The 25,072-nt window shown below is 40.1% G+C and carries 24 protein-coding genes; 2 read left to right on the top strand and 22 right to left on the bottom strand.

Annotated elements, in window-relative coordinates:
- Positions 1-7 precede the first annotated feature (7 nt).
- The 20 genes from BLP46_RS03705 to BLP46_RS03610 all read right to left on the bottom strand — a co-directional run bounded on the left by BLP46_RS03705 (position 8) and on the right by BLP46_RS03610 (position 21,423).
- Positions 8-472 (bottom strand): zinc ribbon domain-containing protein, encoded by a 465-nt coding sequence (locus tag BLP46_RS03705; RefSeq protein WP_092975805.1) that lies wholly within the window; start codon positions 470-472, stop codon positions 8-10.
- A 168-nt stretch (positions 473-640) separates the two neighbouring features.
- On the bottom strand, positions 641-2,101 hold the full coding sequence (gene hemZ / locus BLP46_RS03700; RefSeq protein ID WP_092975802.1) for a coproporphyrinogen dehydrogenase HemZ: 1,461 nt from the start codon (positions 2,099-2,101) through the stop codon (positions 641-643).
- 1 nt (position 2,102) lies between these two features.
- Positions 2,103-2,729: an MBL fold metallo-hydrolase gene (locus BLP46_RS03695; protein WP_092975799.1), complete on the bottom strand. Its 627-nt coding sequence runs from the start codon at positions 2,727-2,729 to the stop codon at positions 2,103-2,105.
- Positions 2,726-3,181, bottom strand: coding sequence for a D-aminoacyl-tRNA deacylase (gene dtd, locus BLP46_RS03690; protein WP_092975796.1), 456 nt, complete (start codon positions 3,179-3,181; stop codon positions 2,726-2,728). The genes BLP46_RS03695 and dtd overlap by 4 nt, the downstream gene beginning before the upstream one ends.
- Positions 3,182-3,183: 2 nt before the next feature.
- Positions 3,184-5,385, bottom strand: a complete 2,202-nt coding sequence (locus BLP46_RS03685; RefSeq protein WP_207645201.1) for a RelA/SpoT family protein — start codon at positions 5,383-5,385, stop codon at positions 3,184-3,186.
- Entirely contained in the window at positions 5,382-7,427 is a 2,046-nt protein-coding gene (recJ, locus tag BLP46_RS03680; protein WP_092975793.1) for a single-stranded-DNA-specific exonuclease RecJ, read from the bottom strand. Before recJ ends, BLP46_RS03685 begins: the two co-directional genes overlap by 4 nt.
- A gap of 34 nt (positions 7,428-7,461) precedes the next feature.
- Positions 7,462-9,126: a DNA repair protein RecN gene (gene recN, locus BLP46_RS03675; protein WP_092975790.1), complete on the bottom strand. Its 1,665-nt coding sequence runs from the start codon at positions 9,124-9,126 to the stop codon at positions 7,462-7,464.
- Positions 9,127-9,141: 15 nt separating this feature from the next.
- Complete coding sequence (gene argR / locus BLP46_RS03670) at positions 9,142-9,588, bottom strand: arginine repressor (RefSeq protein WP_092975787.1); 447 nt, start codon at positions 9,586-9,588, stop codon at positions 9,142-9,144.
- Entirely contained in the window at positions 9,588-10,445 is an 858-nt protein-coding gene (locus BLP46_RS03665; protein WP_092975784.1) for an NAD(+)/NADH kinase, read from the bottom strand. The genes argR and BLP46_RS03665 overlap by 1 nt, the downstream gene beginning before the upstream one ends.
- 8 nt (positions 10,446-10,453) lie before the next feature.
- On the bottom strand, positions 10,454-11,257 hold the full coding sequence (locus BLP46_RS03660; RefSeq protein WP_092975781.1) for a TlyA family RNA methyltransferase: 804 nt from the start codon (positions 11,255-11,257) through the stop codon (positions 10,454-10,456).
- 3 nt (positions 11,258-11,260) lie between these two features.
- Entirely contained in the window at positions 11,261-13,132 is a 1,872-nt protein-coding gene (gene dxs, locus BLP46_RS03655) for a 1-deoxy-D-xylulose-5-phosphate synthase (protein ID WP_092975778.1), read from the bottom strand.
- Positions 13,133-13,177: 45 nt separating this feature from the next.
- Positions 13,178-14,050 (bottom strand): polyprenyl synthetase family protein, encoded by an 873-nt coding sequence (locus BLP46_RS03650; RefSeq protein ID WP_318259454.1) that lies wholly within the window; start codon positions 14,048-14,050, stop codon positions 13,178-13,180.
- Positions 14,047-14,268: an exodeoxyribonuclease VII small subunit gene (gene xseB, locus BLP46_RS03645; RefSeq protein ID WP_167669169.1), complete on the bottom strand. Its 222-nt coding sequence runs from the start codon at positions 14,266-14,268 to the stop codon at positions 14,047-14,049. Before xseB ends, BLP46_RS03650 begins: the two co-directional genes overlap by 4 nt.
- Positions 14,261-15,193, bottom strand: a complete 933-nt coding sequence (gene whiA, locus BLP46_RS03640; RefSeq protein WP_167669168.1) for a DNA-binding protein WhiA — start codon at positions 15,191-15,193, stop codon at positions 14,261-14,263. The genes xseB and whiA overlap by 8 nt, the downstream gene beginning before the upstream one ends.
- Before the next feature lie 12 nt (positions 15,194-15,205).
- Entirely contained in the window at positions 15,206-16,069 is an 864-nt protein-coding gene (rapZ, locus tag BLP46_RS03635; RefSeq protein ID WP_092975769.1) for an RNase adapter RapZ, read from the bottom strand.
- An 86-nt stretch (positions 16,070-16,155) separates the two neighbouring features.
- Positions 16,156-17,061 carry a UDP-N-acetylmuramate dehydrogenase gene (gene murB / locus BLP46_RS03630; protein WP_092975765.1) on the bottom strand — a complete coding sequence of 302 codons (906 nt, stop codon included), beginning with the start codon at positions 17,059-17,061 and terminating at the stop codon, positions 16,156-16,158.
- Positions 17,062-17,223: 162 nt separating this feature from the next.
- Positions 17,224-18,195, bottom strand: coding sequence for an HPr(Ser) kinase/phosphatase (gene hprK, locus BLP46_RS03625; protein ID WP_092975762.1), 972 nt, complete (start codon positions 18,193-18,195; stop codon positions 17,224-17,226).
- Between the two features lie 123 nt (positions 18,196-18,318).
- Complete coding sequence (locus tag BLP46_RS03620; protein ID WP_092975760.1) at positions 18,319-18,909, bottom strand: Ger(x)C family spore germination protein; 591 nt, start codon at positions 18,907-18,909, stop codon at positions 18,319-18,321.
- A complete protein-coding gene (locus BLP46_RS03615; RefSeq protein WP_143000442.1) occupies positions 18,902-19,963 on the bottom strand; it encodes an SLC5/6 family protein in 1,062 nt (353 codons plus the stop codon). The genes BLP46_RS03620 and BLP46_RS03615 overlap by 8 nt, the downstream gene beginning before the upstream one ends.
- Positions 19,963-21,423, bottom strand: coding sequence for a spore germination protein (locus tag BLP46_RS03610; protein ID WP_318259451.1), 1,461 nt, complete (start codon positions 21,421-21,423; stop codon positions 19,963-19,965). Before BLP46_RS03610 ends, BLP46_RS03615 begins: the two co-directional genes overlap by 1 nt.
- Positions 21,424-21,513: 90 nt before the next feature.
- Between BLP46_RS03610 and BLP46_RS03605 the strand changes: the two genes are divergently transcribed.
- Both BLP46_RS03605 and BLP46_RS03600 read left to right on the top strand, forming a co-directional pair.
- A complete protein-coding gene (locus BLP46_RS03605; RefSeq protein WP_092975754.1) occupies positions 21,514-22,191 on the top strand; it encodes a DUF421 domain-containing protein in 678 nt (225 codons plus the stop codon).
- Between the two features lie 32 nt (positions 22,192-22,223).
- Complete coding sequence (locus tag BLP46_RS03600) at positions 22,224-22,604, top strand: DUF4363 family protein (RefSeq protein ID WP_092975751.1); 381 nt, start codon at positions 22,224-22,226, stop codon at positions 22,602-22,604.
- Between the two features lie 4 nt (positions 22,605-22,608).
- Here BLP46_RS03600 and secF read toward each other — a convergent pair whose 3' ends face one another.
- Positions 22,609-23,634, bottom strand: coding sequence for a protein translocase subunit SecF (secF, locus tag BLP46_RS03595; protein WP_092975748.1), 1,026 nt, complete (start codon positions 23,632-23,634; stop codon positions 22,609-22,611).
- Positions 23,624-25,033, bottom strand: a complete 1,410-nt coding sequence (secD, locus tag BLP46_RS03590; protein WP_092975745.1) for a protein translocase subunit SecD — start codon at positions 25,031-25,033, stop codon at positions 23,624-23,626. The genes secF and secD overlap by 11 nt, the downstream gene beginning before the upstream one ends.
- Positions 25,034-25,072 lie beyond the last annotated feature (39 nt).

The following is a 25,072-nucleotide window of genomic DNA, read 5'->3' as shown; positions in this document are numbered from 1 at the left end:
AAGAGAATTATTCTGCAACTTCATCAGTTGTTTCTGACTGTACTTCTGCTGTCTGCTCTGCATCATTTTCTGACTCTGTTTCTGCTTTGACAGTTTCATCGTCTTCAATTTTTGCACCGCAAATATTGCAATAAAGTGAGTTTTTCGGAACAACCGCATCGCAATTAGGGCATTTGCGCTGATTTTTTGAATTTGCAATGTGTTCGTTGATTACTGCAAGGCTATCCTTGAGGTCGGTAATTTCTGACACAAGGGTTGCAATATCTTCGCAGAGGTCAACATTATGTACCTGTGCCTTATAAGTAAGAGCACCCAAATCTTTGAGCTTTTTGTTTATCTCGCCTCTGAGTTCAGCCGCTGTAATCTTATGTTTGGACGTATCATAAACGCTCGAAGCCTTTTTTGAAACCGCCGAAGCAGCAGCCTTGGCATTTACTACAACATCGTCAAAAATTTCGTCGAATTTTCCCATAGTAAAACAACCTTTCTGTTTAATATAATGCAAATTATTATACCACTATTGATTTTAATAATCAACAGTTTATTGCTTTGCTTACAAGAAGTGCAAAGGAACCATTAGCTTCTCAGGAGTTCAGTAAGAGATTATAACTTCCGCCGAAAACCTGATTCATCCTCCGCATTATGTGCGAGAAACATCTGCACCATGGTTATAGAACCGCTTAATTCCCGATTTTCTCGCAATTATTTCATCAAACCTGTCAATATATTCATATGGATATTTAAAGTTAAATATCCTTTCAAGATAATCATCAGCCTGATTTTTCAGTTTTGTAACTCCGCCCGAACCGCAGGCAAGAATTGTGTGGGTTTCGTCCATTACGTAAACATTGTACAGACTTTCAAAGCCCGGCTTTGACCAACCCACATTTTCAAGATTGCCAACCATTCGGCTCTGACGATAAAGATAATACGGTATGTACTCATTTGAAATAAGGGAATCCTGAGCGTATTTGAGCATTTTGCGTGCGGTTTCGGCGTCATCCCTGTTGAGCGAAACACCTTCTTTGGTAAGCGTTGAAGCACGCTTCATACAAAGGGTGTGAACGGTTATACATTCGGCAGAAAGGCTTAGCATTGAGTCAAGCGATGATTTAAAACTTTCAACCGTGTCTGTCGGCAGTCCTGCAATTAAATCGGTGTTTATATTATTAAAACCGCATTTTCGTGCAAGTTCAAAAGCAGAAAAAAACTGCTCAACAGAATGTTTTCTTCCGATAGCTTGCAAGACGCTGTTATTTGTTGTCTGTGGATTTATGCTGATACGGTCAACATTATTTTCTTTTAAAGCAAAAAGACGTTCTTTATCTATTGTGTCAGGTCTGCCTGCTTCAACCGTAAATTCACGACAGGTTGTCATATTAAAACTTGTGTTAACTGTTTTAAGCACACGATTAAGCTGTTCGGCATTGAGTGTGGTTGGCGTGCCTCCGCCAAAATACACGGTTTCAAGCCTTAGTCCAAGCCGGTTTGCTATTTCGGCAGTTGCCTTAATCTCTTCGCAAAGCAAATTTACATACGGTTCAATCAGTTTTTTTGCACGCTCGATTGAAGCCATTACAAATGAACAATAGCTGCATCGTGAGTGGCAAAACGGGATTCCAACGTAAAGGCTGAAAGACTCAGGTTTTGAAAGCTCCAAAATTCTTTTTTCGTGCTGTTCGGTGTCAAAAGCAAGGTTTAATTTTTCCCTGCTTACAAAAAATTCGTCTAAAAATGTTTGTTTTGCTTTATCAACACCAGATTCTTCACAAACTTTGCGAAAAAGTTTTACCGGACGAACACCTGTAAGAAGTCCCCAGGGCTGGTTTATTCCCGAATAACGGCAAAGGATTTTATACAAAAGCTGAACAGTAATAAGCTCGTTTGAATTATCATCGCTGCCGAGAGGAGCCGACAATTCGCTGACAAAACCGTTAATTTCAGCTTTTACAGTAACTCTGTCTGCCAATTCAGCCAAAATATAGGGAGTTACAGTTTTTTGTTCTTCACGATACACATTTATTTTTTCATCGGGGAAAAACAGCCGTGTTAAGTTTTCAAGTTCAAAGTGAAAATTATTGTTTTTAACGTATAAATTCATATCAAAGCGTACTCATAAGCGGATTGTATTTTCTTTCATGACTAAGTGTTGTAAGCTCTCCGTGACCCGGGATAACCTTATAATCCCCGTCAAGGTCTTTAAGCTTTTTAAGCGAAGCAGCCATATCGGCATAATTGCCTGTCGGCAAGTCAACCCTGCCGTAGGATTCGCAAAACAGGGTATCGCCGCACAATATCACATCATCAAAAATATAAGTGCCGCATCCGCTTGTATGGCCCGGAGTGGTAATATATTTTATCTCGGTTTCGCCCAGCATAAAGGTGTCTCCGTCTCTAAGCAAAATGTCTGCCGAAAACGGCGCAAGATTCAGGCTGTGCTTTGCTGTAAGATTAAGGGCAGGATTGCTGAGAAATTCGTTGTTCTTCTCCCCTGTTACAATCTTTGCGCCAAACATATCGGCAAGCTGCTTTGCAAAGTATATATGGTCATAGTGACCGTGAGTAAGCATTACATATTCAAGATGACCGCCGTCGGATTTAATTTGACTTATAAGCTCGTCGCTGCGTCCGCCCGGGTCAACAACAGCTGATTTTCCGGTTGCTTCATCCACAAGGTATGTGCAGTTGGTTTCAAGAAAAGTAACTTTGTATATTTTTATCTTTATCATCGTTTCAAATCCTTTGAATTAATATCTATTGTTACAGGACCGTCATTTAAAAGCGACACCTGCATATCCGCTCCGAAAATTCCCTTTTCAACAACACCAACGCCGTTGTCAAGAAGCTTTTGACAAAAATACTCATATAGAGGATTAGCAATTTCAGGACGTGCCGCACCGATAAAACTCGGACGTCTTCCGTGCGAACAATTGGCACATAATGTAAAATTAGAAATAACCAAAGCCGAACCGTTGACGTCGGCAAGCGAAAGATTCATCTTGTCATTTTCATCGGTAAATATTCGCAGTCCAGATATTTTTGAAGCAAGAACATCGGCTTCAACTTCATCGTCGCCCGATTCTACTCCGAGCAAAATCAAAAAACCTTTTCCTATCTTGCCCACTGTTTTATTATCAACGTCCACCTGTGCATGAGAAACACGCTGCAATATTGCTTTCATAATTATAGCCTCTTTATTTCTTCTATTCCGTTAATATCGGAAAGTTTTGATATTACGCCTCTCAGATGATTACGTCCCATTACATCAATAGTTGCGGTTACAATTGCTTTACCGTTTTTCAACTCACGGGAATTAAGTGAGTGAATAAAAATATGCATATTAGAAAGCATTATGGTAACGTCGGCAAGCAAGCCCGTTCTGTCGTTTGCCGTAATCTGCAATGTGCTGCGGAATGCCTCGCCTACCTCATCTTCCCAATAACATGAAACCCAGCGTTCGGGTTCCTCTGACTTTGAAATATCCTTTGGAACGTTAGTGCAGGTCCGCTTATGAATTGAAACACCGTAACCCCTTGTTATATAGCCGATAATATCATCGCCCGGCAAAGGATTGCAGCAGTTTGAAAACTTAACAAGCACATCTCCTGCGTCTGTGCCCTCAATAACAACGCCTGAATTTGATTTGGTGCGTTTTACGGGAGCTTGCGGAACATTTATATTTTCAATATCCGAGGCATAAGTCTTCTGATATTCTTCTTTGAGTCTCGGCATAATCTTCCAAAGCTGAATACCGCCATATCCGATTGCCGCATAAAAATCATCTATTGTATTATACTGCTTTTTGATAAAGAGCTGGTGCAGAAAGTCGCTCCACTCGCTTTCGGCAAGGTTGATTCCGTGACGTTTAAATTCACGTTCAAGCATTTGCTTGCCTTCTGCGATATTTTCATCACGCTTTTCGTGCTTAAACCATTGCCTGATTTTTGACTTTGCGGAAGCCGTTTTACATATATCTATCCAAGCACGGTTGGGATGTTCCTCTTTCTGCGTGGTAATCTCGCAGATTTCGCCCGTTTTGAGCACATAGTCAAACGGCACAATTTTTCCGTTGACCTTTGCACCCACCATTCTGTGACCGACCTGAGTATGAATAGTATAAGCCATATCTATCGGTGTTGAGCCGCGCGGCAGGCTGATTACGTCGCCCTTAGGGGTAAACACATATACGTCGTTTTCTTCAAAGTCGTTTCGGATATTCTTTGCAATCTCGGTGGAATCTTCCGCCTCAAGCTGTTCAAGAATCATATTTTTGACTTTTTCAATATTCTTCTTAAGCCTGTCATCGCCCTTGCTGTCAGGACCCATACCGAGTTTGTATTTCCAGTGCGCCGCAATTCCGTATTCTGCGGTATAGTGCATTTCCCATGTCCTTATTTGAACCTCAAACGGAATTGCATTCTTGTCAAGCACCGTTGTATGAAGTGATTGGTACATATTGGGCTTTGGCATTGAAATATAATCTTTAAACCTGTTTGGAATAGGCTTAAAAATATCATGAACAACACCCAAAACATTGTAGCAGTCAGAAACATTGTCAACAATTACACGAACCGCAAAAACATCAAAAATTTGGTCCATAGTTTGGTTCCGCATATAAGTCTTGCGGTAGATGCTGTTAATGCTCTTAACTCTGCCGGTTATATAAACATTCTTTATTGTATCTTTTGTTTTTTCGAGAATCTGCTTTTTGATTGACTCAATAAACTTATCTCTGCCCTCTTCATTCATAAGCAGTTTGTCTTCAATCTCTTTATAGCCTATCGGGTCGAGATACTGCAATGAGCGATCCTCAAGCTCATCTTTAATTGTTTTGATACCGAGGCGGTGAGCTATCGGCGCAAACACCTGCATATTTTCAAGAGATTTATCCCTGCGTTTCTGTTCGGGCATACAATCCATTGTTCGCATATTGTGCAGTCTGTCGGCAAGCTTAATAATTATAACACGGATGTCGTCAGCCATAGCAATCAACATTTTGCGTATATTTTCAGCCTGCTGCTGCTCACGAGATGAATATGGAATTTTGGAAATTTTTGTTACTCCGTCGATAAGCTTTGCAACGTCTGCACCGAACTTTTTTTGAATTTCATCAAGCATAACAGTCGTATCCTCAACCACGTCATGCAAAAGTGCGCCGCAAATAGTATCTGTATCCATTCCGAGTTCGGCAACAATACAGGCAACCGAAGTCGGATGAAGAATGTATGGTATTCCGCTCACCCTGCGCTGGTCACCGTGTGCAACTTCCGCAAACTTGTAGGCTTTTGTGATTTTGTCCATATCATAGCTGTTGCTTGAATGAGACAGAATGTTTTCAAGTTCAGAAAAATCCTGATAGTGTGCTACATTAGAATACTTACTCACAGTGACATCTCCTTTAACTTTCGGATTATTTCGGCCGATTCAAGATTGACCTTTTGCGGGTTGGGAATTACCCTTATTTCGGACTCCTTTACTCCCTCGTTTATCTTGATTAATCCAAGTTCGTTTAGAGCCTCAAGAATAACTCTGATTTTACCATATGTAAGTTTATTGTCAAGTCTGTGCATCAATGTTACAAACGGATAATTGTAACCATTGTTTTTTCTTAAATATGTGTACAGCAGTACAAAATCATTTCTGTTAGGTAAAATCTCAAAAATTTCTTTCCTTGTAATTTTGACGCCGCAACAAAAATCTTCAAAAATGCGTTGGCTTTTCAAGATTTTTTCGGTATCGTCAGATGAAAATTTAATTGCCTGCACAATCACCGACGGCTTGACATATCCGTTGTATTCATTTATATCAAGTTTGGCTGCAATATCAACCACATCGCCCTTATTATATGGAAAAGTTGATGTTGACATACCAAATTGCATAGCTTCAATTGTTGTGCCGTTTCTGTTCAGCATAAGCTTTAAGTGCTTATTATTCGCTAAAGGAATAATATCAGCAACAGTCATATTGTAAAAACCAAACAGCGGCGTGGGATTTCCTGCTCCGTACGGCTTTAGATAATCAAGGCTGTTTATCATATCCACATTTATGAATGCCGGATTGAGTTTGCAGGAAATGTTAAGTGAATCAAACGGCATATTCTCAAAGGAATTTGCAAACTCGTTTATTCTTTTGCGAAACAAATCTATATTTTGAGTTTTAAGAGAAAGCCCCGCCGCCATCGGATGTCCGCCGTGATGCATAAGCAAATCGGAGCAATATGCCACTGCTGTATGAATCGGAAACCCCTCAACGCTTCTTGCCGAGCCTTTGGCTTCATCGCCGTCATGAGATATTACAATTACGGGTTTGCCAAACGCCTCTTTAAGTTTTGACGCAACCAAGCCGTTCACACCCTGACGCCAGTTTTCGCCGTCAATCACAATGATACGTGAATTAACAAACGATGGATTTTGCATAATTGTGTTTTCAATCTCTGTCAACTCATCCGCCTCTATTTGACGGCGTTTTGAGTTGTCATCGCACATTAATTCTGAAATTTCATCGGCTTCTTCTTCATCGTCCGTAAGCAAAAGTTTTACTGCGGCTTCACAATTTCCAAGACGACCGACCGAATTTAGTCTTGGTGCAATTTTAAACGAAACATCATAAACCGATAGTTGTGATTTGTCTATATCTGATTTTTCCATCAGCTTGTTTATGCCGATTCTGTCACAAATTTTTAAGCTCTCAAGCCCGTGTTTTACAAACGCACGATTTTCGCCGCTCAGCTCAACAATATCTGCTATTGTTGCAATACATAATAAATAAGAATAATTTTCATAGAGAGAGTCAAAGTCGCAATCTTCGCCCTCCAAAGCCATAATTAATTTAAAAGCAACGCCTGCGCCGCACAAATTTTTAAATTTGCTCGGACAATCTTCACGATGCGGGTCAACAACGGCGTATGCCTGAGGAAAATCTTTCTGCGGCATATGGTGGTCGGTTACAACTGTATCAATTCCAAGCGAATTTGCATAAGCAACCTCATTTGCTGCGGCAATACCGTTATCAACTGTCACAATCAGCCTGACGCCCTTTTCATTAAGAAAATCAACAGCGTCTTTGTTCATGCCATATCCTTCATTTTCACGTGAGGGTATGTAAAACATAGCGTTCGCAGATATAGTCTGCAAATATGAATACAAGATTGCGGTTGAAGTTATGCCGTCAACATCAAAGTCACCGTAAACACAGATAAGTTCATTTTTGTCAATTGCTCTGTTTATGCGTTCTGCCGCCCTATCCATATCCTTAATCTCAAACGGAGAGGCAATTTTTGAATCATTAAAAAGATAATTATCAATCTCATCCTGCGTTTTTATGCCCCTGATTTGAAGCATCATTGCAAGAAGCGGCGGCAAACCGTATTTTGATTGAATTTCTGTTGCTTCGCTCTTGTCAAGCTGTGCAATGGACCATAGCTTCAAATAATTTCTTCCTCTCGTCTTTCTGGATTTTTAATCAGTTATCGTACTGTAAAAGCATTGACTCCGCATGCGACAAAGCCGCTTCGGTAATATTTACTCCGCCGATTATACGGGCAAGTTCATTTTTTCTGCCGTCGTGGTCAAGCAATCCCACGCTTGTAAACGTTCGTCCCTGCTCAACCTGTTTTTGTATAAGGTAATGATAATCGGCAAGAGCTGCGATTTGTGCTTGGTGAGTTACGCAAAGCACCTGACGGTTTTTGGAAACTTCTTTTAGTTTAAGCCCCACCTTTTCGGCTGCCGAACCGGAAATTCCCGTATCAACCTCATCAAAAATCAATGTGTCCACCGTGTCGGTGTCCGCAAGAACGGTTTTTATGGCAAGCATCATTCTTGAAAGTTCACCGCCGGAGGCGATTTTTGCCACAGGTCTCGGAGTTTCTCCGGGATTTGCCGATATTAAAAATTCGACCCTGTCAATTCCGTCGGGTGAAAGCTCAATTTTCTCAAATTCAGGTACAAGCTCAACATTAGGCATATTCAAAAACTTCATTTCGGATTTTACCTTTTTGGCAAAAGTCCGAGCCGCGCTCTTACGGCAATCACTTAGTTCCTTTGCCGCCTTAAGAGCCGCATCTTCAGCACTCTTGCAATCTGCGATTAACTTATCACGGTTTTTATCGTACCCTATAAGTTCATCAAGCCGTGATTGAATTTTTTCCGCATACTCGGGCAATTCATCACACGGACAATTATATTTTCTGGAAAGCCTGTTAAGCAAGTCGAGTCTTTCTTCAATCTCTTCAAGTCTTTCTGGATCACTTTCAAGATTGTCAATCAAATCGGATATACTTTCGCTGCAATCCTTAAGATTATAATAAATATCGGTCAGACTGCTGCTGAGTTCTTCATACTGGGGGTCAAGTTCCGCCGCCGACTGCATTGCCGACGAAGCAACGTCAACAGCCTCCGCTCCGCCGTTTGAATCTTCACCGTCCAGCATCATTTTGGCTTTGTTAAGCAAAGAAAAAATTCTTTCAAAATTCATCAGAGAGTTGCGCTCCGCTTCAAGAGCTTCTTCTTCTCCAATCTGAACATCAGCCTTAGCAAGCTCGTCTGACTGAAAAGAAAGCAAGTCAATTTCTCTGAGCCTTTCGCTTTCATCGGTATTTGCCTCATTTAATTTCTTATAGAGAATTTTATATTCTTTGTATTTTTCTTTATAAGCATTAAGCAAATTTTCAGACTTTGCATAGCTGTCAATATAATTTATGTGAGTTTCAGGAGAAAAAAGCTCGTAACTTTCGTGCTGTCCGTGAATATTAATCAAATTCAGCGAAAGCTCTCTGAGCATTGACGCCGTGGCAGGTTTGCCGTTTATCTTGCAGCTGCTTTTGCCGGCTGCAGAAAGCGTTCTCTGCAAAATAAGCTCGTCATCTTCTCCCGAAAAGCCAAGCTCGGTTAATTTTCTTTTTACAGTATCGTTTATATCGTCAAAAACAGCGCTGACAAATGCAGTTTTTTCTCCTGTTCGGATAATATCCTTTGAGATTCGCTGTCCCATAATCGCATTTATAGCGTCAATAATAATACTCTTACCTGCGCCGGTTTCACCGGTAAGCACATTAAGACCGGAATTAAAATCAATTGACGTTTTTTCAATTACGGCTATATTTTCAATATACAAAGTTAATAGCATAGAATTTCATCCCTGTTAAATCAGCTTCTTTAATTTGTGCGTAAGAGCCTGGGCAAGCTCGGAATTTCGGCAGGCTATAAAAATGGTATCGTCGCCGGCAATAGTTCCTACTACCGCATTGTTGTCGGTAGAGTCAAGAGCCGCACACACGGCATTTGCCATTCCGCTGTATGTTTTGACAACAACAATATTTTGAGCAATGTCAACGGAAATTACCGATGATGTAAACAGCGATTCAAATGTTGAACGCACGTTGCCCGTATTTTCTGACGGAGCAATATAATGATATTTTCCGTTGGAGTCGAGTGCCTTTACAAGGCGCATTTCCTTTATATCACGGGAAATTGTAGCTTGAGTGGTTATATATCCCTCAGCCTTAAGATGAGTTAGCAACTCGTCCTGGGTTTCTATCGGATATTTTTCAATAATTTCAAGAATTTTAGAATGCCGTCCCGATTTCATTAGAACTCCCTCTCTTTCAGCTTTTCGTTAAGGCGTTTGTAAAAATTGCGTTTGTGAATTGACAAAAGCTCAAGTCTTTGCGATGACTTTCTGATAATTACTTTGTCTGAGTCACATATATTTATGTTCTCCTCACCGTCTATTGTTAATACACAACTGCAACCTAAGGGAATTTTTACCATTACGGAAAGTTCGGACTTTCCGTCAAACAAAACCGAACGTGAAAACAAAGAGTGCGGACATACGGGCGTCATAAGGATACATTCCATCTGCGGAGCAAGAATAGGTCCGCCCGCCGACAGCGAATATGCCGTTGAACCTGTCGGAGTTGAAAACAAAAGTCCGTCCGCACGGTACTTTGAAATTATTTCGTCGTCAAGCGAAAGCTGAAAGTCAACAATTTTTGAAAGCTGACCGTGTGCCATTACCGCATCGTTTACAGCCAAATAGTGTTTTGATTTATTGTTTTTGACTACGGCGATGTCAAGCAACATACGCATTTCCGAATAGTAATCACCGCTTAAAAGCCTTGTAAGTTGTCCGATTTCATCAGCCTCAACATCAGCCGCAAATCCAAGCCTGCCGACATTAACGCCGATTATAGGCTTTTTGCACGGTGCGGCATACTTTGCGGCATGTATGATAGTTCCGTCTCCGCCAACGGTTATTGCAACGTCACACTGCAAAAACAGTTCCTCAATTGTATCTGAAAACACAATCTTTTTATCGGAATAAAACGGCTTACATTCGGAAAGCATACATATTTCCGCTCCGTTAAGGCGCAAAAGTTTTACAATCTGCTTTGCACAATAAATTGCGTTTTCTTTGGAAAGATTTACAACGATGGCTGTTTTCATAATATCACCTATTTATCAAGCTGACTATGTGACCTCTGCACAAGTTCCTGCGGCGTAATTTTGACATAAGACTTAGGGTCGTCGCTTTTTTGCAAGTGTATAAGGTATTCTATGTTGCCTTCGGGACCTTTTATCGGCGAAAAGTCAAGATTCAGCACATCAAAACCGTTTTGCAGGCAAAAATCATATATGTTTTGCACAACCTCGATATGTACATTCGGGTCTCTGACAACGCCCTTTTTCCCGACCTTTTCTCGCCCTGCTTCAAACTGCGGCTTTATCAGACAAACTGCCTGAGCATTGTCTGCCATAAGTTTTCGTGCAACCGGAAGTATAAGTTTTAAAGAGATAAACGAAACGTCTACCGAAAAAAAGTCAATTTTGTCCGGAACCTGCTCGTCTGTTACCTTTCGCATATTTGTGCGTTCAAGATTTACAACACGTTCATCGTTTCTGAGCTTCCAGGCAAGCTGACCGTATCCGACATCAATGGAATAAACCTTTTTTGCTCCGTTTTGAAGCATACAGTCCGTAAAACCGCCGGTTGAAGCTCCAATATCCATGGTGGTTTTGTCCTGCAAATCAAGGTTAAAGTTTTTAATTGCCTTTTCAAGCTTCAAACCGCCGCGGCTGACGTACCTGAGTGTATTGCCTCTGACCTCAATATTAACGTTTTCGTCATATGAAGTGCCGCACTTATCTGCTTTTTGATTGTCAACATACACAAGCCCCGACATAATTATTGCCTTTGCTTTTTCACGGCTTTCGGCAAATCCCTTTTCATATACAAGTATATCAAGTCTTTTTTTCATATATTATTCTTCGTTCCTTAAATTTGTTGTAATTACTTCAACCATACCCTTGCTGTCAAGCTTTAGCATTTCAAGAGCTTCGGATACGCTCATCTGCTTTACAAATTTATCATTTATAGCCTTTATATGGTAACTGCCTTTAAAATTTTTATAAAAAAGCATATCGGAGAAATTACGTGCAATTCCGCCGTTCTTTATGCCCTCTTCAAAAAACCATACATTTTTAAACTGTGCGGCAAATTCAACAGCTTCCACATCAATCGGCTTAAGGCGGCAAAGTTTTAATAAACAGACCTCAACGCCCTGTTCTTTAAGCATTTCCTTAGCTTTTGCGGCATATGAAAATAATCTTCCGTAAGTTACAATCAAATTACCGCATTCGGGGTTTCCATACGTATTAAAATCAATACTTTCTTCTCCAAAGTCATCGGGTTTGTAAAGTTCTCCGCCGCGCGGATACCTCACTGCCGCCAACTCGTCACAAGCGTAAACCGCATGATGAAGCGACTTTCTCAGTCCATCAAAATATGTGGGAGAGTATATTGTGGCATTTGGAATCGTATTAAGAATTGAAACGTCAAACACACCCTGATGAGTTTCGCCGTCGCTTCCGACTATTCCCGCACGGTCAATTGCAAGCACAAGGTGAAGTTTGCCCAATGCGGCGTCGTGAATAAGCTGGTCATACGCACGCTGTAAAAACGTTGAGTACACCGCAAACACAGGTCTCATTCCTTTTGAGGCAAGTCCGCATCCAAAGGTCACGGCGTGTTCCTCAGCTATTCCGACGTCAAAAAATCTGTCTTTGTACAGATGAGAAAATTCTCTCAAGCCTGTGCCGTATGCCATAGCTGCTGTTATTGCACATATCTTGCTGTCTTGTTGCGCAAGTTCACACATAAGGCTGCCAAACACGGCAGAAAAACCTGTATGGCTTGAAATAGGTTCGCCTGAGTCTATATCAAACTGACCGATACCGTGGAATTGTCCGGGCTTTTCTTCGGCAGGCAAATATCCTTTGCCCTTTTTGGTAACCACGTGCAAAAGCACAGGAGAGTTGATTTTTTTTGCAACCTCAAAAGCATTTTCCAGTTCATCAATACTATGACCGTCAATAGGGCCGAGATAGGTAAATCCAAAGCAATCAAAAAGTGTATTCTTATAAACCAAATTTTTAATTTTGGATTTGCTTCGTTTTAAAAACCACTTTATAACTCTGCCGAGAACAGGCAGCTTTGAAAGTGTTTTCTCGGTAATATGTTTAACTCTGATATACCACGGCTGAATCCTTACAGTAGTAAGATACCGAGGAAAAGCACCGACATTTTTTGAGATTGACATCTTATTGTCATTGAGCACAACAATAAAATTTCGGTTAAATCTGCCCGCGTTATTCATAGCCTCAAACGCAAGTCCGCCGGTAAATGAGCCGTCGCCTATCACGGCTATTGTCTGGCTGTTATCTCCCGAAAGCATTTTTGCGTTTGCAATTCCGAATGCGGCAGAAATTGAGGTACTGCTGTGACCTGTATTAAAGTCGTCATAACGGCTTTCCTCACGCTTCGGGAAGCCCGAGATTCCTCCTCTGAGGCGCAAAGTATCAAAATCTTTATACCTGCCCGTAAGCAACTTATGCGTATAGCTTTGATGTCCGACGTCCCATACAATACTGTCTTTCGGAAAGTTAAAACTGCGGTGCAAAGCAACGGTAAGCTCAACAACTCCCAAGTTTGGAGACAAATGTCCGCCGTTTACCGAAACAACCTCAACAAGCTTTTCTCTTATTTCCGTACAAAGAGTCTTTAAGCTTTCTTCTGAAAGTTTTTTGACGTCATTAGGTGATTTAATTGTAGGAAGAATTTTGTATTCACCCATATTTTACCCATTTCCTGTTTTGGCAAATTGCCATATCTAAACCTTTTATTTATTTCTCTTTGCAAGTTGCAAAGCATATTCTTTAAGCTGTGCCACATCGCTGTCAAATGCACTTAGCGAGTCAATTGCGGCTTGCGTCAATTCGTCTACAAGTTCTTTGCATTTCTCAATACCAAGCAACGATACATACGTAGATTTTCCGTTTTCGTTATCACTGCCAATCGGTTTTCCAAGCTCTTCAACAGAAGAAACTGCGTCAAGAATATCATCCTGAATTTGGAATGCGATTCCTATGCTTTCTCCGTAAAGCGAGGCAGCCTTAATCTTGTCAGAATCCGCTCCTGCCGATATACATCCAAGTTTGCATGCGGCTTTTATCAGGCAAGCGGTTTTTTTGCTGTCCATTTCACGCAAAACCTCAATCGGTGCATTGGTGTTTTCACTGATTAAATCAATCACCTGTCCGCCTACCATACCTATTGCTCCGGCATATTTTGCAAGAGTATTTACCGCAGCACAGCAAGCCTTTTCACCCGCAAGCTTTACCGCCTTTTCTGATGAAAGGACTTCAAACGCAAGCGTGAGCAACGCGTCTCCGGCAAGCAACGCAATATCTTCGCCGAACACCTTATGATTTGACGGCTTTCCTCTGCGCAAATCATCATCATCCATACAAGGCAGGTCATCGTGAATCAAGGAATATGTGTGTATCATTTCAACTGCACAGGCAAACGGAACAGCTGCTTCTTCTTTTCCTTTGCAAAGCGCATTAAACTCAAATACAAGTCTTGGACGCACTCTTTTTCCGCCTGCTTCAAGGCTGTAATTCATAGAATCAATCAGCACTTTTTCTCTGCAATCCGAATTTGGCAAAAAGTCTTTTAATGCCTTTTCTGTCAATTCAATGTAATTTTTCACGCTTGTTCCTCCTCGGAATTAATCTGCTTTATTCTTTCGTTTATATTCTCAATCTGTCCTTTGTAAGAATCAAGCTCTTTCATACAATAGGCAAGCAGTTCGCAAGCCTCGGCATATAAATCAACGCTTTGCTGAAGTGTCAGGCTTTTGTCTTCCATAGACTTTACAGTCTGCTCAAGCTTTTCATTAGCTTCTTCAAAAGTCATTTTTTTATCCATTGTTCTCCTCCGCAATATCCGCATATTCAAGCAGACGTTGTATTCTGTGATTTGCTCCGCTTCTGCTTATCGGCGGAGAAAGGTTTTGTCCCAAATCTCTAAGCGACATTTCGGGATTTTCAAGTCGAAGATACGCAATTTCACGCAAATCTTCGGGCAAAGTTTCAAGTCCTTTGGTTTTCTTTATGTGATTTATGGCTTCAAGCTGTTTTGCCGACGCCGACGCAATTTTTCCGATATTTGCAACCTCGCCGTTTATTCTTCTGTTGACATTATTTCTAACCTGCTTGATTGCTTTTGTTCCCATAATTTCCATTGCGCTCAGCGGAGCACCGATATATGTAAGCAAATCGCAAATTTGTTCGCTGCCCTTAAAATAAACTATGTAATTACCGTTTCTCAGCACGGTTTTCGGGCAAAAACCACATTCGGTTATTTCGGAAAGAATTTTGCACAAGTCAACCGAAAGGTTTTTGTGCGGCACACAAAATTCGGCGTGATAGCTTTTTTCGGGTGATGACACCGAACCGCAGCTCAAAAACGCTCCGCGAACAAACGCACGTGCAGGCTCGTCTCCCGATATGTTGGCTCTGTTCACACGCAATGTAACCTGCGAATTTGAATGACCGAAATCATCGAAGATTCTCATGCAATCGTCGTCGCCTACTACGGAAATTTTGAAAAGTCGATTTTCATTTGTCTTTGTGCGCAATGTGGTATGCTTTTCGATTATCGGCATATATAAATTTTCAAGCAAAGTTGTTATTCGCTTGCTGACATACTGATTTTCTGTTGTAAAAACAATTGAATTTTCACGAAATGTTCTTCCAAACAGCAACATTCCATAAAGCTCTGCCTTTAAAAGTTCCCTGTCAAACAACTCAATCGTACAAATTTCTTTTTTTACTTCGGAAGAAAAAGACACTCTTATTCTCCTTTACTTATTTATATCCCTGTGCTGAATTACACACTTATAGCCCTTCTGATAAAAATGTTCTCTGAGCTGTCTGGCAATAGTAACGCTGCGGTGTTTGCCGCCTGTACAGCCGATTCCGACAACAAGCTCGCTTTTTCCCTCTTTGAGATACAGCGGTACCGAGAAGTCGAGAAGATTCAGCGTAAGTCTCAAAAATTCCTGGGTATCCTCACTTTTCAGCACATAGTCTCGCACTGCCTTGTCATTGCCCGTAAGATATTTTAACTCCGGAATATAAAACGGGTTTGGAAGACATCTTACATCGGTTATCAAATCTGCCTCAAGCGGTATTCCGTATTTAAAGCCAAATGACATAAAGGTAAGAGTCAAGCTCTGTGAAGTATCTTCCATAAACACAGACATAACACGCTCTCTGAGCTGTTTGTTTGACATATAGGTTGTGTCAATATTATAATCCGCAAGTTTTTTTACAGGCATAAGAAGTTCTTTCTCAAGCTGAACAGCCTCAGCCACGGTTCCGTCCTTTAGCCTTTCTGCAAGCGGGTGCTTGCGGCGGGTTTCCTTGTAGCGGATAATCAACACATCAGATTTAGCGTCAAGATAAAGAATTTTTACATTATTATGTGCAAGTTTAAACTCCTCAATCTCTTGGTTCATCTTTGTATAATTTTCATTACCTCTTACATCAACAACAACCGCAACATGCTTCATCATTTCATCATCGGACTTTGAGCACAGCGTGTAAAAAGTCGTCAGAAGCGAAGCAGGAATATTATCAACACAATAGTAACCTATGTCTTCAAGGATATGCAATGCGGAAGTTTTTCCTGCACCTGACATTCCCGTAATTATTACAAATTCCACAATATCACCATTTATATTCTCGGTCGTTTACATTGCCGAGCCCTCATTATAATTAATTCCCGAAAAGAATATTAAATACTGTTGACTTACAAAATAATCAATTCACATTCCAGGTTGTACCCTGTTTCTTTTGCAACTGTTCTCTGAACTTCCTTAATAAGATTTCTAACATCATTTGCAGTTGCATTCGATTTGTTTATTATAAATCCTGCGTGCTTTTCAGAAACCTGTGCCCCGCCTACGCTCTTGCCCTTCAGTCCGCACTGCTCAATTAATGCGCCTGCATAATTTCCCTCAGGACGCTTAAACACACTGCCTGCGCTTGGATATTCAAGCGGCTGCTTGGAGCTTCGCCTGTTAAGAAAATCATCCATCTTGGCTCTTATATCTTCGGGATTACCTTTTTGGAGTTTTAGCGTAACGCCTGTTATAATCATTCCGTTTTTGCGATAAACGCTTGTACGATAACCAAATTCCAAATCATTTTTTTCTATTCTTCCGATTTTTCCATCAGAAGAAATATGTGCTACACTGACAACAACGTCTTTCATTTCTGAACCGTAGGCACCGGCATTCATAAATACGGCGCCGCCGACTGTTCCGGGGATTCCCCAAGCAAATTCCAGACCAGAAAGTCCACATTTTAATGCGAATTTGCACAAATATGCAAGAGAGGCACCTGCCCCGCAGAAAACCGTTGTGTCGTCAATAAGGGTAATATTGCGAAACTCTCCGTCAAGTCTTATTACCGCACCCTCTATTCCGTCGTCGCCGACAAGAAGATTACTTCCGTTGCCGAGCAAAAGAAAGTCAACATCTGAATCTTTGCACTCTCTTAAAATTGCACTGAGTTTTGAAAGCGTAGGAACCTTTATGTATGTTTCGGCATTTCCGCCGATTTTAAAGGTTGTGTGTTTTTTCATTGATTCATCTTTGCGTGCATCACAACCCAAAATTTTAGCAAGATTATAAATTGCTTCTGAGTTCTCCATATTAACCCCCAAGTATATTGTTATTTTAAAGCATTGCTTGCGACAGATTGCAAGCTTTGCAAGAAGCGCCGTTTGCACAAAATTTCAGCAAAAATTGTAACTCACAAAAATTTTATGTATCCTCACTTAAATGCGAATGTCAAATGTGCTTTGGCTATATAATCAGTTTCCCCATTTATCTACTATTACCTTTGGGGATTCTTCAACTTCATTCACATCCATACCAAGACTTGCAAGCAAATCCTTTGCGGCATTGTATCCCATCTTTTTCTGACGGTTATTCATAGCGGCTACTTCAATAATTACAGCAAGATTTCGTCCCGGTTTAACGGGAATTGTTAATGTTGGAACTTCAACGCCGAGTATATCCATATATTCGTTTGAAAGTCCCATTCTGTCATAAACCTTTGCATTGTCCCACAATTCAAGATTAATTACCATATCAATCTTTTCGCTGGTTTTTACCGCTCCCATACCAAAAAGCTGACGTGCATTAATAATTCCTATGCCTCTAAGCTCAATAAAATGACGAATATTCTGCGGCGACTGGCCTACAAGAGTGCTTGCCGAAGTTCTGAGAATTTCAACCGCATCATCGGCAACCAGTCTGTGACCTCGCTTAATAAGTTCAATTGCGGTTTCGCTCTTACCTACTCCGCTGTCTCCCAAAAGCAAACAACCTTCGCCGTATACTTCGACCAAAACTCCGTGTCTTGTTATTCTCGGAGCAAGTTCTCTGTTGAGATACTGAACCAAGCGGGCGGTAAGGTCGGATGTGCTGTCGTTAGTGCTTAATATTGAAACTTTATGGAGCTTTGCACTCTCAAGAATTACATTTGACGGTTCAATATCCCTGCAAATAATCACCGCAGGAGGACCAAAACTGAAAATCGAATCTATTACCATTTTTTGAGATTCAGAGCCAAACCGTCCTAGATACGCAAATTCGGTATTTCCGAGAACCTGAATACGTTTGTTGTCAAAGAACTCAAAATATCCGGTAAGTTCAAGTCCCGGACGATTGATTTCTACCGTAGAAATTTTAATATCATCATAGTTTTCTGCAATATAAACCTTATTGAGATTAAGATTTTCAACGATTTGAGATAACGGAACAGAGAATTCAGCCGACATATATCCACCGCCTTTGATGTATTTGAATTTTCAGCAAACAATACAATAATTCAAGTATATTATACACCATATTGACCTTGAGATAAAGTCTTTTTGTCAATTTTATTTCATTTTTAGTCCGCGTCAAAGTCGTATTTTCATAGTTTCAATTTTTAATTCCTTTTCGGCACTAATATATGCAACGCTAAAATCGTCATTGCTTTCAGAAAAACTGTTAAAAATCGAAAGGCACGTGGTATTAACCTTTTCGGTGCTGTTTTCTGTCAACATCAGCTCATTATCTATTATTTCAGGAACTCGTTTTTCCTCTTTCATACGCTTTACGGTATTTGAATCGCACAGCGTAACTTTTAGATTGGGCGAATAAACGGGCTGGGTTGAAATATACTCTATATCCGATTTCATAACATCTTTATACAGTTCTTCGTTTATCATAATCATATCTATTCTTGCAATAGATATATTCGGAATATAGCGGTTTTCAGCAAGGGCACATGCCTCTTCAAACGAATCCGCCGGAACATCAATTCCACACGGTTTGTCCTCGCTTGACAAAAGAAAGAATGTATATACGGTTTTTCCGTCAACCGTATCAACAGTCACATTCTCGGCAATTGCGGCAGTGTCAATTCTTCTTGCCTCCGAGCAGCCCGAAAAGAGTACAGAAACACAACAAATAAAACAAAGCAACAAGGCAACTATTTTTTTACGCATTTTCACTCCTCCTGAAAACCAAAAGATATATTCCCGGAATAATAAACGCTGCAAAAATATTAAACAAATTAAACAACATAGGATTTGTTAATATTTCTCCGACAGAATTAAGATATGACGCACAAATATGCAAAACAAAAATTACAATCGAAAATACCGAAACATTTAATATTGTTTTGCTTTCGCCCATCTCTCTGTTGATACAGCATAAAAGCAAGGTGATTATCATAAACACAGACAAAGTTGTAAGCGCAAAGTAAAAGCTCTCTATGCCGCTAAGACCGCTTATTTGTGATATTTTAGACATAAGAAAAGTCTGATAACTTTGGCTGTCGGCATAAGCTCCGAGTGCAAAACTTACAAAAAACAGGAAGGCAGCAAATTCAACCGCCAGTGATATAAGCGTTACAAATATCTGACGTGATTTAAAATTTTCGGAATATCCCGACAGTATTGCAAAAATAACCGCTATGAATGACGGCGTTAGAAAGAATGTTGTATTTGAGATAAAACCGATTGCACTGCCGCTGAAATCGAAGTGATGCAATTCAAAGTCAAGAGATTGAACACCGCCTGAAAAAATAAGAATATAGCAAAGCAATGCAAAAGCAGACAATATTATTCCAAACCTTGTTATGATATTTACACCGCGGCATGCACCGTAAAAACAAATTGCAATCATTATAAACGCAATAACGTTTACTCCCGCATCCGAAAAGTATTTATCGTGAAACATATCGGTATATCTCAGTAAGAAATACTCAGCCGTATACACCGCATATGCCGAATAAAAAGCCATAATTAAATAATATACTCTCGGCGTCTTTCTTCTTGTCAGCATAACAAAGTCAAGATTATATTTCCTTTTAAGAACCATTGACGGAATAAAAACTATACAGCACAGAACAAGCCCAACCACAAGACAAATCAGATTAAACAAAAAAGAAGTGTTGTCCGATATATTATAATTCTGTAAAAGAATTACGGCAGAACCACAGAAAAACAAAGACAATAAAAGTCGGTTAGAGGGAAATTTGAAATTTATCTGCATCATTAATCCTCCGATTCAGGAAAATTCTGAATTTTAATTGTACGTTTTGATAATATTTTCCACGGCGCCCTGATAAACACATCCCTCATACTGTTGCGTGAAAACGGCGCAAGCGAAGAAAGGTACGGAATACCAAGCGAGGTTTTTGCACTCATATTAACAAGAACCGCAATGGTTGTGAGAAGAATCCCCCACAATCCAAGCAAGCCGCCTACTATTATATAAATAAACCGAAGTATCATTATCGGAGGATAGAGCTGAGAAGTAACATAGCTGCAAATTGCCGCAGTCGCAACAACCATCAAAGTTGATGAACTGATTATTCCGGCACTCACCGCACTGTCACCGATTACAAGCGCACCGACAATACTGACCGCATGTCCAAGCGACTTTGGTATTCTTAAACCGGCTTCTTTCATAATTTCATAAATAAATGCCATCAAGATTACCTCAAGCGTTACAGGCAGCGGCGTTTGTGCAAGCGATTCAGACGTTTTAATCAATATCCATGTCGGAAAATATTCGGGATGAAACTGTGCAAGCGCAGTATAAATTCCCGGAAGAAAAACCGATACAAAAAAAGAAATATATTTTAAAATACGAATAAAAGCGGCGTAATACGGGCGGTTTGAGTAATCGTCCACTCCCTGAAATTCTTCAACAAACAGATGAGGTACCACTATTACCGCAGGAGTTCCGTCAATCAACACAGCAATTCTGCCCTCGGTAAGCTTGCCGCAAACGGTGTCGGGACGTTCGGAAATACCGATTCCTGAAAATATAGATTTTGACCATTCATCTTCAAGGTACTCAGACAAATAACCTGATGCAAAAACTGTATCCAAATCGCATTTTTCTAATCTGCTGCGCACTTTTTTCAGCAGCTTGGGCGATACGCTTTTTTGCAGATAACAAATCATAAGATGGGTACGGGAAGTTTTGCCGGTAGTAATTGTTTCAAAAACAAGGTCTGGGCTCTTTATGCGGCGTCTGATAAGCGACATATTGACACGAAGCGGTTCGGTAAAGCCCTCGCGTGAACCTCGCTGAACAACTTCACTTTCAGGCTCTGAAACGCTTCTGTATGAATATCCCTGAGCACCGACAGCAAGCGTTTTGGTTGTTCCGTCAACCATAATCACCGCAAAACCCGAAGTAGCAAATGAGATTAGTTCATCAAGCGTATTTATTTCAATAATTTCGCCGGAAGCAAGAACCGACAATACGATTTCATCTATTACCTTTTCGCCCTGAAGATTCTTAAAGTCATAGGTAGTAAGCGGAGATAAAATAGATGAGGCCGTAACTTCTTTGTTGCACATGCCTTCAATTGTAATCAAAGCGGCTGAAACAGAATTGGATGATATAAGATTCATTTCACGAATTGTTAAGTCAGCCGATTCTTTGAAAAGCTCTTTAAGCATTAGTATATTTTCTTTAATAGAATTATTCAAATCATTCATAAAATCACCTGATGAAAGTATCTGCATAAATTGCTAAATTATGTAATGAATAATGTTCAAAATTTTGCAAAACTTATTCGTGGTGATATTATGTTAATTTCTATTATCAGAACAATTGTATTATATGCATTTGTTATTTTTGCCATTAGAATAATGGGCAAAAGACAAATCAGTGATATGCAGCCAAGCGAACTTGTGGCTACGCTGATTATATCGAACATAGCTTCTTTGCCTATGCAAAACACCTCACAACCGTTTTTCAGCGGTGTAATACCTGTGGTTATTCTCGTTGCACTCGAGATAATAACAAGTGCATTTATGTTAAAAAACAGTAAGTTCAGACGTCTTGTATGCGGAAATCCGATTGTTGTAATTCGTGACGGCGTAATTTTGCAAAATCAAATGAGAAGATTAAGACTAAGCAACGAAGACCTTTTTACTCAGCTCAGGCAACAAGATGTTTTTAACATAGAAGATATACAATATTGTATTGTCGAAACCAACGGCTCAATAAGCGTACTAAAAAAACCTGAAAAAAGGCAACCGACTGCCGAAAATTTAAATATACAAATTCAGGACAAGAAAATACAGGCTGTTGTTATTAACGATGGAGAAATACTTGATAATTCGCTTGACCTTTGCCAAAAAGACGAAAATTATATTTACAAAATTCTAAAAAAGGAAAATAAAAAAGTGAGTGACATTTTTATTATGACACTTGATGGTATCGGAAATTATAATATTATCTTAAAAGACAAGCAAAACTAAAGTGCATTTTTAATTAAAACAGGAGATATGGTATGAAAAGAATATATTTTTCGCTTTTACTTCTTGCTCTGTCCATTGCAGGAGCGTTGTATCAATTTTGGTATGTCAGCGGTAAATCGGATGAATTTACCAAAAGAATCGAAGAAATAGACGAGTATATGTTAAAGGACGACTTTGCAAGTGCAATTGATGCGAGCAAAGAGACCGAAGACGATTGGTCAGAGACAGCCAAAAACATTGACATTTTCCTGATTCACGATTATGTTGACTCAATCAGCCTTGATATAGCGCAGCTTAGTGCATGTGTTGAAAACGGAAACCTGCAAATGTATTTTATGAAAAGTGCAAGCATAAAAAAAGGACTCACTTCCCTAAAGGAAAGTGAGTACCCTGTTATAGCCAATATAATTTAATTGATTATTTAGCTTTTGCAGCCTTTGCAGCGGCTCTTTTAGCAGCCTTTCTGTTTTGCCACATAACCCAAAGCGCACCTGCAATGCATACTGACGAATAACAACCTGAAATTAAGCCTATCATCATCGGAAGAGCAAAGCCCTTAACTGATGAGATGTTGTAAACAACTGCTACGACGTAAACAACAATAATAGCTGAAAGTGTTGTTACTGATGTCATAATTGTACGCTTTAATGATTTTGTACAGCTCAGGTTGAATGACTGTGCAACTGTTGCACGTCTGCCCAAAAGCTTTCTTTCTTCACGTACACGGTCATAAATAACGATTGTATCGTTAAGTGAGTAACCCAAAATCATAAGTACAACAGCAATGAAGTTTGAGTCAATCGGCATACGGAAAATTACGTACATGAAGTAAATCATAGCTACATCGTGGAACAAAGCAACAAGAGCCATAACGCCGGCAGACAAACCGCCGATTTTTTTGAATCTGATAGTAACGTACAATACCATCAGTATACTTGCAATTGCAACGGCTGAAAGACACTTGAGAAGGAACTTAACACCCATTGAAGCATCAACAGATGATGATTCAAGTACAGTAAATTCATTGTCAGGATACTCTTCCTGCAAATCCTTTTCAAGGCTCTGCTGAATATCGGTTGCAATAGCATCGTTGCCCGAGAACTGAACAGAAACATTGTTTCCTGTTGAGCCCATAAGGTCTGAAGAGAACGATGTTGTAATTCTGTCGGTTGTTTTATCCTGAATAAAGTCGTACAACTCATTCTGGTCAAGGTCACCGACATAACTGAATTTCAGTGTAGCACCGCCTGAAAACTGAATATCAAGCGTTGTGCCAAAAATAAAGTTGCATACAATACCTATAAGAATAATTGCAATTGAAATACCAAAGAATATTTTCTTGTGACCTACAAAGTCAATTACTTTTCTGCCATTATTATATTTCTCGGCGATTTCTTCATTGGTAAGTTGTTCTTTAGCCTTAGTCTGAACATTATTTGTCATTCTTTGCACCTCCAAACAACCACTTATGACGCACAAACTTAAAGCCGGATACGCTTCTGAGCATCAAACGTGTTAAGAATATACCCATTATAAAGTTGGAAATTACACCGATAAGAAGTGTATAACCAAATGCGTAAATTGTACCTGTTGTTGATTCACCAAAGATAATTGAGAGAACATTTGCAGGACCAAATACGAGCATAAGAATTATGGATACGATTACAACGGTCATGTTACCGTCAATAATTGCGGAAAGTGAATTTTTAGTACCTTTTTCAAGTGCACCGTCAAGAGTTCTTCCTGTTCTAAGTTCTTCCTTGATACGCTCAGCTGTAATTACGTTACAGTCAACGCCCATACCGATTGAAAGAATCATACCGGCAATACCAGGCAATGTCATTGTGAATGACGGGATTGTTGTAAAGAAACCTGATACGGCTGCAATAGTAAGACCCATCTGACCGCAAAGAGAAATAACGGCTATAAGACCCGGCAAACGGTAGAATACAATCATAATAATGCTGATTATAATCATAGCAATTACGCCGGCAACTGCCATTGCTGTAAGTGAATTTTCACCAAGCGTTGGGCTGACCTGACCGTAGTTTGCTGTTTCAAGCTGGAACGGCAACGCACCTGCGTTAATTTTATTTGCAAGTGCAGTGGCTTCATCTGCTGTGAAACTTCCGGAAATCTGTGCCTTACCGTTAGAAATAGTTGCCTGAACGGTAGGAGCCGACAGCATAATATCATCCATCCAAATTGATACTGTCTGTTTAAGATATGTTGTGGTAATTTCCTCAAAAGTCCTGGCACCGTCATCGGTAAGTTCAAGACTTACTACATACTGAGCTTCACCGTTGTTGTCCTGATAAACCTGAGCTTCGGCAGACTTAACCGATGAACCGTCCATAAGTATTTGTTCTGTGTCTCCCTTAGGAGTTTTATAAACATATTCACCGTTGGAGTCAACATCGGTTGTTTCGTACTCCTTGCCCGGTCTGAATGTGAGCTGTGCGGTTGAAGAAATTTCATTAATTGCTTCTACTGCGTTATGCTCGGTATCGTCTGATTTCCACGGAAAACGAACAATAATTCTGTCGCTGCCCTTATCAGCATACAGCTCATAATCTGTAATACCCTGTGAAACCATACGAAGTTCAATGATTGATTTTGCAGACTCTAACTGCTCATCAGTTGCGTCGTATCCGTCGGCAGGCTTGAACGTCGCCTCAACACCGCCCCTGATGTCGATTCCCCATCGTATGTCACCGATGCCCTTAAATACTGTATTCTTGTTATCTCCGTTGTAATAAGATATTCCGAATACAGAAGTAAACGTAAAGGCAAGTATCAGCAAAGCAACAATGAAGAACACTGGCTTTGGAACTCTTTTCATCCCTTTGAAACCTCCGTTCATAATTGTCTGAATCTACAC

Origin of the sequence: Ruminococcus sp. YE282 (assembly GCA_900101355.1) — a bacterium.
GTDB classification, from domain to species: Bacteria; Bacillota; Clostridia; order Oscillospirales; family Acutalibacteraceae; genus Ruminococcoides; species Ruminococcoides bromii_A.
This window is presented reverse-complemented; position numbering and strand designations above follow the sequence as displayed.

What these genes read in the sequence shown, in the direction of transcription:
- BLP46_RS03705 (WP_092975805.1), bottom strand. Translation starts at nt 472, where the DNA reads ATGGGAAAATTCGACGAAATTTTTGACGATGTTGTAGTAAATGCCAAG.
- hemZ (WP_092975802.1), bottom strand. Translation starts at nt 2,101, where the DNA reads ATGAATTTATACGTTAAAAACAATAATTTTCACTTTGAACTTGAAAAC.
- BLP46_RS03695 (WP_092975799.1), bottom strand. Translation starts at nt 2,729, where the DNA reads ATGATAAAGATAAAAATATACAAAGTTACTTTTCTTGAAACCAACTGC.
- dtd (WP_092975796.1), bottom strand. Translation starts at nt 3,181, where the DNA reads ATGAAAGCAATATTGCAGCGTGTTTCTCATGCACAGGTGGACGTTGAT.
- recN (WP_092975790.1), bottom strand. Translation starts at nt 9,126, where the DNA reads ATGCTATTAACTTTGTATATTGAAAATATAGCCGTAATTGAAAAAACG.
- argR (WP_092975787.1), bottom strand. Translation starts at nt 9,588, where the DNA reads ATGAAATCGGGACGGCATTCTAAAATTCTTGAAATTATTGAAAAATAT.
- BLP46_RS03665 (WP_092975784.1), bottom strand. Translation starts at nt 10,445, where the DNA reads ATGAAAACAGCCATCGTTGTAAATCTTTCCAAAGAAAACGCAATTTAT.
- BLP46_RS03660 (WP_092975781.1), bottom strand. Translation starts at nt 11,257, where the DNA reads ATGAAAAAAAGACTTGATATACTTGTATATGAAAAGGGATTTGCCGAA.
- dxs (WP_092975778.1), bottom strand. Translation starts at nt 13,132, where the DNA reads ATGGGTGAATACAAAATTCTTCCTACAATTAAATCACCTAATGACGTC.
- xseB (WP_167669169.1), bottom strand. Translation starts at nt 14,268, where the DNA reads ATGGATAAAAAAATGACTTTTGAAGAAGCTAATGAAAAGCTTGAGCAG.
- murB (WP_092975765.1), bottom strand. Translation starts at nt 17,061, where the DNA reads ATGGAGAACTCAGAAGCAATTTATAATCTTGCTAAAATTTTGGGTTGT.
- hprK (WP_092975762.1), bottom strand. Translation starts at nt 18,195, where the DNA reads ATGTCGGCTGAATTCTCTGTTCCGTTATCTCAAATCGTTGAAAATCTT.
- BLP46_RS03620 (WP_092975760.1), bottom strand. Translation starts at nt 18,909, where the DNA reads ATGCGTAAAAAAATAGTTGCCTTGTTGCTTTGTTTTATTTGTTGTGTT.
- BLP46_RS03615 (WP_143000442.1), bottom strand. Translation starts at nt 19,963, where the DNA reads ATGATGCAGATAAATTTCAAATTTCCCTCTAACCGACTTTTATTGTCT.
- BLP46_RS03610 (WP_318259451.1), bottom strand. Translation starts at nt 21,423, where the DNA reads ATGAATGATTTGAATAATTCTATTAAAGAAAATATACTAATGCTTAAA.
- BLP46_RS03605 (WP_092975754.1), top strand. Translation starts at nt 21,514, where the DNA reads ATGTTAATTTCTATTATCAGAACAATTGTATTATATGCATTTGTTATT.
- BLP46_RS03600 (WP_092975751.1), top strand. Translation starts at nt 22,224, where the DNA reads ATGAAAAGAATATATTTTTCGCTTTTACTTCTTGCTCTGTCCATTGCA.
- secF (WP_092975748.1), bottom strand. Translation starts at nt 23,634, where the DNA reads ATGACAAATAATGTTCAGACTAAGGCTAAAGAACAACTTACCAATGAA.
- secD (WP_092975745.1), bottom strand. Translation starts at nt 25,033, where the DNA reads ATGAAAAGAGTTCCAAAGCCAGTGTTCTTCATTGTTGCTTTGCTGATA.